This is a genomic window from Streptomyces sp. CWNU-52B (assembly GCF_047444975.1).
Lineage (GTDB): Bacteria > Actinomycetota > Actinomycetes > Streptomycetales > Streptomycetaceae > Streptomyces.
This window is the reverse complement of the sequence record NZ_JBLFJV010000060.1, coordinates 164,991-172,010: the sequence shown is the minus strand read 5'-3', so window position 1 is coordinate 172,010 and position 7,020 is coordinate 164,991. Positions and strand designations below refer to the sequence as shown.

Annotated in this window: 9 protein-coding genes; 4 read left to right on the top strand and 5 right to left on the bottom strand. The window is 68.6% G+C overall.

The genetic code is table 11. From position 1 onward, the window contains the following. Positions 1 to 308: 308 nt before the first annotated feature. Positions 309 to 950 (bottom strand): DNA-3-methyladenine glycosylase, encoded by a 642-nt coding sequence (locus ACLVWQ_RS38855; protein WP_414114027.1) that lies wholly within the window; start codon positions 948 to 950, stop codon positions 309 to 311. Between the two features lie 168 nt (positions 951 to 1,118). Here ACLVWQ_RS38855 and ACLVWQ_RS38850 point away from each other — a divergent pair, with 168 nt between their 5' ends. The 3 genes from ACLVWQ_RS38850 (at position 1,119) to ACLVWQ_RS38840 (ending at position 3,142) form a co-directional block, all read left to right on the top strand. Further along, a complete protein-coding gene (locus tag ACLVWQ_RS38850; protein WP_414114026.1) occupies positions 1,119 to 1,904 on the top strand; it encodes a sporulation protein in 786 nt (261 codons plus the stop codon). A 50-nt stretch (positions 1,905 to 1,954) separates the two neighbouring features. Further along, entirely contained in the window at positions 1,955 to 2,494 is a 540-nt protein-coding gene (locus ACLVWQ_RS38845; RefSeq protein WP_414114025.1) for a YbhB/YbcL family Raf kinase inhibitor-like protein, read from the top strand. 144 nt (positions 2,495 to 2,638) lie between these two features. Next, entirely contained in the window at positions 2,639 to 3,142 is a 504-nt protein-coding gene (locus tag ACLVWQ_RS38840) for an HNH endonuclease (RefSeq protein WP_414114024.1), read from the top strand. 142 nt (positions 3,143 to 3,284) lie between these two features. Here ACLVWQ_RS38840 and ACLVWQ_RS38835 read toward each other — a convergent pair whose 3' ends face one another. From ACLVWQ_RS38835 to ACLVWQ_RS38825, 3 genes are all read right to left on the bottom strand, one after another. After that, positions 3,285 to 4,238, bottom strand: coding sequence for an SPFH domain-containing protein (locus tag ACLVWQ_RS38835; protein WP_414114023.1), 954 nt, complete (start codon positions 4,236 to 4,238; stop codon positions 3,285 to 3,287). 153 nt (positions 4,239 to 4,391) lie between these two features. Further along, positions 4,392 to 4,823, bottom strand: coding sequence for an NfeD family protein (locus ACLVWQ_RS38830; RefSeq protein ID WP_414114022.1), 432 nt, complete (start codon positions 4,821 to 4,823; stop codon positions 4,392 to 4,394). A 72-nt stretch (positions 4,824 to 4,895) separates the two neighbouring features. Continuing rightward, positions 4,896 to 5,687: an ABC transporter ATP-binding protein gene (locus tag ACLVWQ_RS38825; protein WP_414114021.1), complete on the bottom strand. Its 792-nt coding sequence runs from the start codon at positions 5,685 to 5,687 to the stop codon at positions 4,896 to 4,898. Between the two features lie 134 nt (positions 5,688 to 5,821). Here ACLVWQ_RS38825 and ACLVWQ_RS38820 point away from each other — a divergent pair, with 134 nt between their 5' ends. Then, positions 5,822 to 6,610: a hypothetical protein gene (locus ACLVWQ_RS38820; RefSeq protein ID WP_414114020.1), complete on the top strand. Its 789-nt coding sequence runs from the start codon at positions 5,822 to 5,824 to the stop codon at positions 6,608 to 6,610. 169 nt (positions 6,611 to 6,779) lie between these two features. Here ACLVWQ_RS38820 and ACLVWQ_RS38815 read toward each other — a convergent pair whose 3' ends face one another. After that, positions 6,780 to 7,019: a chaplin family protein gene (locus ACLVWQ_RS38815; protein ID WP_414114019.1), complete on the bottom strand. Its 240-nt coding sequence runs from the start codon at positions 7,017 to 7,019 to the stop codon at positions 6,780 to 6,782. Position 7,020 lies beyond the last annotated feature (1 nt).

Genomic DNA, 7,020 nt, shown 5'->3' with positions numbered 1-7,020 from the left:
GTTCTACTGTGTTGTGCTTGTCTTGCTGTCCTGCGTTTCCGACTCTATCAGACCGTTTCGGGCCGTGATTCCCAGTCGAGGGGTTTTGCCTTTTGGCCTCGCGGCCTTTCGACATTCACTACGTTAGCCGATTCCCTCAGCAACTCATAATCGAGTTCCGCGAGTTCCAATTCAGGCATGCGGACATGCTGAATAGACCCTCGCTGAGAGGAAGTCGTAGGTAGTGGGTTGGCCACTTCCGGCTGCTGACTGAACGCAGTACCCGGTTCAAGCGGCTCGGGCTACGTTACGTATCGCCCAGGTGCGAGTCAAGTTCGGCGGCGGCGGGGGGTGTGGGCCCGATAAGGGCTCACGGTCGGGTCGTCGGTGATCCAGAAGCGCCACGGGTGGACGCTCCCGTCGCCGGCCACTCCCGTGCGCGGACCGCTGAGTACCTGGTCGGAGGTCGCGGGGGTGCCGCGCAGGAGGCTCAGCGGTGAATCCTCGATGGCGCAAGCGTCCGTACCGTCCAGGGACCTGTCCACCCCCAGGGCCGTGGCCAGGCGGGCCGGTCCTTTGGCCAGTTCTCTGTCGTGTCGGGCCGAAAGTCGACGTTTGCGAGCGACTTCGACCCCTTCGGTGATCTCCCCCGCGCGCAGCAGGACCCCGCTCGCCCTGCCCTCCGGACCGCAGACCAGGTTCATGCAGTGCCACATGCCGTACGTGAAGTAGACGTACACGTACCCGGGCGGACCGAACATCACGGCGTTGCGGGGCGTGCGGCCGCGATAGGCGTGCGAGGCGGGGTCGTTCGGGCCGTCGTAGGCCTCCACCTCCGTGAGGCGCAGTTCGATCGGACCGTCCGGGGTGCTGCGTACGAGGACGCGCCCCAGGAGGTCGGGGGCGACCTCCAGTACAGGTCGGTCGAAGAAGTCCCGTGTGAGGGGCGTACGGTCAGGGGCCGCGATCATGGCTTACGAGCGTAGTGCAGGTGTGTGACCGCGCGCGGGGTGGTCAGGGAGCGTCCTGCTTTGCCAGGGTGAGGACGCGGAACCGGACGCGGCTGGATCGCGTATGTATGGATCAAGGATCCGATCCGTACGGAACATCAACTGGGCGTTGCCCGAGGAGGAAATGACATGGGGTTCAAGCGGCTGCTTGCGAGCCTGGGGGCCGGTGGGGCTTCGGTCGAGACGGAGCTGACCGAGGTCAACGTCGTTCCCGGCGGTGTCGTCCAGGGTGAGGTGCGGATCCAGGGCGGATCCGTGAACCAGGCGATCGAGGGACTGGCGGTCGGGCTGCAGGCCAGGGTCGAGGTCGAGGGCCCCGACGACCAGGAGCACAAGCAGAACATCGAGTTCACGAAGCTCCAGCTCGGCGGTGCCTTCGAACTGCAGGCGGGCGGGGTGCACTCGGTGCCGTTCGGGCTGGAGATCCCGTGGGAGACGCCGATCACGAGCATCGACGGTCAGTCGCTGCGCGGTATGAACGTCGGCGTGACCACGGAGCTGGCGATCGCGCGCGCGGTGGACTCCGGTGACCTGGACCCGATCAACGTGCACCCGCTGCCGGCGCAGCAGGCTCTCCTCGACGCCTTCATCCAGCTGGGCTTCCGCTTCAAGAGCGCGGACCTCGAGCGCGGTCACATCCGGGGTACGCGGCAGAAGCTGCCGTTCTACCAGGAGATCGAGTTCCACCCGCCGCAGCAGTACCGCGGTCTCAACCAGGTCGAGCTGACCTTCGTCGCGGACGACCGCGAGATGGACGTCATCCTGGAGATGGACAAGAAGCCGGGTCTGTTCAGCGAGGGAAGCGACTCCTTCCGCTCCTTCCAGGTCGGTCTGGGCGACTTCCAGGGGACCGACTGGGCGGCGTACCTCAACCAGTGGCTGTCCGAGGTGGGTAGCCGCCGCAACTGGTTCTAGGCTCGGCTCACAAGTTTCCACGGAGCAGGAACCGATCAGGAGGTACCGAGGTGACGGAGTCCAAGAGGCCGCCCCTTCCCCATGACTTCCATCCCGTCGTGCCGTCGTTCACGGTCACGAGCGAGGACGTCGAGGCGGGTGGGACGCTGAAGGACGCTCAGGTCCACGCGGCCGGGAACACCTCGCCGCAGGTGCGCTGGGAGGGTTTCCCGGCGGAGACGAAGAGTTTCGCCGTGACGTGCTTCGACCCGGACGCCCCCACGGGGAGCGGCTTCTGGCACTGGGTCGTGTTCGACATTCCTGTCTCGGTGACGGAACTGCCGACGGGCGCGGGTACGGGGAAGTTCGAGGGCCTGCCCGCGGGTGCCGTCCAGGCGCGCAACGACTACGGGTCGAAGGACTTCGGGGGCGCCGCGCCTCCGGCGGGTGATCCGGCACACCGGTACGTGTTCACGGTGTACGCGGTGGACCAGGAGAAACTCGGTCCGGACTCGGATGCCTCACCGGCTTTCGTGGGCTTCAACCTCCGGTTCCACACGCTGGCGAGGGCGCAGTTCGTCGCCGAGTACGCGGCTCCCGCGGAGAGCTGACCGTTCACTGAACGTTTGCCCGTCTCTGGTCATGGAATTGATCAGAGACGGGCATTTTTATTGCGTTGTCCATCTCGGCGTGCCCGGCCAGAGTTGATCCAAGCCCGCCAGGTGGTGGGCCGGTGCACATGGGAGGTGGGCTGGATGCGTGACACGCTGGTGCTGAATGCGAGCTTCGAGCCGCTGTCGACGGTGACGTTGAACCGTGCCGTCGTTCTGGTGCTGCAGGACAAGGCAGTCGTCGAGCAGGCCCACCCCGAACTGCGCATGCGCGGAGCCGCGCTGGACATACCCGCGCCTCGGGTGATCAGGCTCTGCCGTTATGTACGGGTGCCGTTCCGAAGACAAGCGCCGTGGTCGAGGCGGGGTGTGCTGGTGCGTGACCGGCACAAGTGCGCGTACTGCGGGCGGCGGGCGACCACGGTGGACCATGTCGTGCCGCGGGCGCAGGGTGGGCGGGACTCGTGGTTGAACACGGTGGCGTCGTGCGCGGAGGACAATCACCGCAAGGCCGCGCGTACGCCTGACCAGGCGGGGATGCCGTTGTTGCGGCGGCCGTTCGAGCCCACGCCGGCCGATGCGATGTTGCTGGCGCTGGGGCGGGACGATCTTGAGGCTTTGCCGGAGTGGCTTGCCCAGCCGGCGTGACGATCCACCGGGGGGGGGTGGGGCGTCGGGTGCAAGTGCGTTGTAGCTGGTCGCGCCCACGCGGCGGAGCCGCACGTCGGCACAGCCCCGCGCCCCTAGAAGACGGCAGGGGCTCGCCTCCTTGGAGGGGAGCCCCTGGGGGTCAGTCCGTCACCGGAGGGTTCTCTCGGCGTTCCGTGGGCGCGTTGCCCTGCTGGTTGCCGCCTCCGCCCATTCCGCCCATCGGGCCGAAGTTGCCCATGGCGCCGCTCAGGCCCTTGAGCGCGTCGCCGATCTCGCTGGGCACGATCCAGAGCTTGTTCGCGTCGCCCTCGGCGATCTTCGGGAGCATCTGGAGGTACTGGTAGGCGAGGAGCTTCTGGTCCGCGTCACCGGCGTGGATCGACTCGAAGACCGTACGGATCGCCTGGGCCTCACCCTCGGCGCGCAGGGCGGCCGCCCTGGCCTCACCTTCGGCCCGGAGGATCGCGGACTGCTTCTCGCCCTCGGCGGTGAGGATCTGGGACTGCCGGATGCCTTCGGCCGTGAGGATCGCCGCGCGCTTGTCGCGGTCGGCGCGCATCTGCTTCTCCATCGAGTCCTGGATGGAGGTGGGCGGCTCGATCGCCTTGAGCTCGACACGGTTGACGCGGATGCCCCACTTGCCGGTGGCCTCGTCGAGGACACCGCGCAGGGCCGCGTTGATCTCCTCGCGGGAGGTCAGGGTCCGTTCCAGGTCCATGCCACCGATGATGTTGCGGAGCGTGGTGACGGTGAGCTGCTCGATCGCCTGGATGTAGCTGGCGACCTCGTAGGTGGCGGCGCGGGCGTCGGTCACCTGGTAGTAGATGACGGTGTCGATGTTCACGACCAGGTTGTCCTGGGTGATCACCGGCTGGGGCGGGAACGGCACGACCTGTTCACGGAGGTCGATGCGGTTGCGGATCGAGTCTATGAACGGGACGACGATGTTCAGACCCGCGTTGAGGGTCCGTGTGTAGCGGCCGAAGCGCTCGACGATGGCAGCGCTGGCCTGGGGGATGACTTGGATGGTCTTGATCAACGCGATGAAGACCAACACCACCAGAATGATCAGGACGATGATGATCGGTTCCATCGTGGCTCCCCGTACCCTTCTCCGCCTCGGTGTTTCCGGAAGATCCTGTGTCTGTCGAAGATCTTGCTGGACGAGTGTGTCAGACCACAACTCGCCCCGTGGGACGTTCCGTTCAGTGGACGCCGCGACGGCTGCCGCGAGGTCCTCCGTGGGTCACACAATGATCGCGGTGGCCCCTTCGATCTCCACCACGTCCACCTCTTGCCCCACGTCGTAGGCGCGGCTGGTGTCGAGGGAGCGTGCGGACCAGATCTCGCCGGCCAGTTTGATCCGGCCGCCCGAACCGTCCACCCGCTCCAGGACGACGGCTTGTCTGCCCCTCAACGCGTCGATGCCTGTGGCCAGTTGGGGCCGTTGGGCGCGGTGCCGGGTCGCGACGGGGCGTACGACCGCGATGAGCGCGACCGAGACGACGGCGAAGACCACGACCTGGAGGACCACACCGCCCCCGAGCCCCGCGGTCACGGCGCCCGCCACGGCGCCGACGGCGAGCATTCCGAATTCCGGCATCGCGGTCACGACCAACGGGATTCCCAGCCCGGCCGCGCCGATCAGCCACCACACCCATGCGTCGATGTCGTCCACGTGGTCATGGTAGGTCCGCAGGTCCCGTCCCCGACAGGGCGCCGATCCGGTTGGGGCGGGTGTTTCCGGTTGTCAGGAGAGGGGCAGGCCCTGTGCGGTCCAGCGGTCACCGGCCTGGGCGACGACGAGCGGGAGCCCGAAGCACAACGACAGGTTGCGTGAGGTGAGTTCGAGTTCGAGGGGACCTGCCGCGAGCACCTTGCCCTGGCGGATCATCAGGACGTGGGTGAATCCCGGGGCGATCTCCTCCACATGGTGCGTGACCATGATCATGGAGGGGGCGATCGGGTCGCGCGCGAGGCGGCCGAGGCGGCGCACCAGGTCCTCGCGGCCGCCGAGGTCCAGGCCCGCGGCGGGCTCGTCGAGGAGCAGCAGCTCGGGGTCGGTCATCAGCGCGCGGGCGATGAGGGTCCGCTTGCGCTCGCCCTCGGAGAGCGTGCCGAACCTGCGGTCCACGAACTCGGTCATGCCGAGGCGGTCGAGGAACGCGCGGGCGCGCTGTTCGTCGATGTCCTCGTAGTCCTCGTTCCAGCCCGCCGTCATGCCGTACGCGGCGGTCAGCACCGTCTGCAGGACGGTCTGGCGCTTGGGGAGCTTCTCGGCCATCGCGATGCCGGCCACGCCGATGCGCGGGCGCAGCTCGAAGACGTCGACCTTGCCGAGGGTCTCGCCGAGGATGGTGGCGGTGCCGTGGCTGGGGAACAGGTAGCTGGAGGCGAGGTTGAGAAGGGTCGTCTTCCCGGCGCCGTTGGGGCCGAGGATGACCCAGCGCTCGCCCTCCTTGACCGACCAGGAGACCTGGTCCACCAGAGCCCGGCCCTCTCGGACCACGGATACGTCCTCAAGCTCCAGAACATCGCTCATGAGCGCGCTGTCTCCCATTGCAGTCTCGGCCGTCGCTGACGTCTGTGGACGCAGCCCCCAGGGAAAACCTACGCCACCGGCCGACCCGTCCAATCCATCGGCCGTGCCTTAAGCCTGTCCCTAAGGTGGGAGTCATGCTTTCGGAACCACGTTCAGGACGGCTGGCAGCATGGGGAAACGCCCTGTTGGCCGGATTTGTCTCGCCGGACGACGCGGTCGTCGCCATCGTCGGCGAGGACGCCGTGCACCGGGTCGAGGGGCTGCCCGGTGAGACGGCGCCCGTCGGACTCTCACTCGCGCTGGGGCGGCTGCGCGCGCTCGGGGTGACCGGCCTGCGGGTCGCGCTGCCCGCCCCCGGCCATCCGCTCGGGCTGAGCGGGCCGCCGGAGTTCAACGCGCGCGCCCTGGAGGCCGAGGAGGCGGTGGTCTGCCACGGGGTCGCCCTCGGCCTCGTACCCGAGGTGTACGAGGCCGGGCCGGAGGGCGATGTGCATGTGGAGGTCGTCTGGCACTGTCTGGCCGTGCGCGAGGCGCCGCCCGCCGACGTGCCGTCCCTCGGTGAGGCGGAGCGGGAGCTCGCGGAGGCGCTGCGTGACGCGACCGACGTGCTGTCGCGGCTCGATGTGGCGGGTTCGGGTCCGGCGGCCGAGGCGGCGATCGACGCGTACCGGGCGCGGGCCGAGCGGGACGGCGAGGCGCTCGCTCCCGGCTATCCGCCGCGGGCGGTGCGGGTACTGGCGCTGTCCCGGCGGGTGGGTCTGCTCGTCTTCGTGGCGTACGGCAACGGGCACGGCGGGGCGGTGAGCGCTTCGGAGATGGCCGCGCGCTCCGAGGCGCTGCGACCGGTCGAGCGTACGGCCCGGCGGGCTCAGGTGGCGGCGTACAACGCGTTCGTGGAGGAGCGGGAGCGCGGGGTTCGCTGAGGAACCGGCGGGGCTCGGCGGAACGGCGGCAGAAGGGCGCGGCGGAGGCCCGTCCCGGTGCGGGTCCTGTTCCGGGTCCGGCCGTGTCCGGTCCGGTTCCGCCTGCTGCCGAAAAGGCGAGGGCCCCGCGGACCGTGTGGTCCGCGGGGCCCGCCGGCCGGACGTGGCGTCAGCCGTTGACGCCCGTGTTGCCGAACGCCGGGTTCAGGAGCCCGATCACGTTGATGCTGTCTCCGACGACGTTGACGGGGACGTGGACCGGGACCTGGACCGCGTTGCCCGAGGCGACGCCCGGGGACTTGACGGCAGCACCCTGGGCACCCGAGTCGGCGGCAGCGGCACCGGCCGAGGCGCCCGCTGCGATACCGGCGACGGTGATGGCCAGAGCGGCCTTCTTGGCGATGTTCATG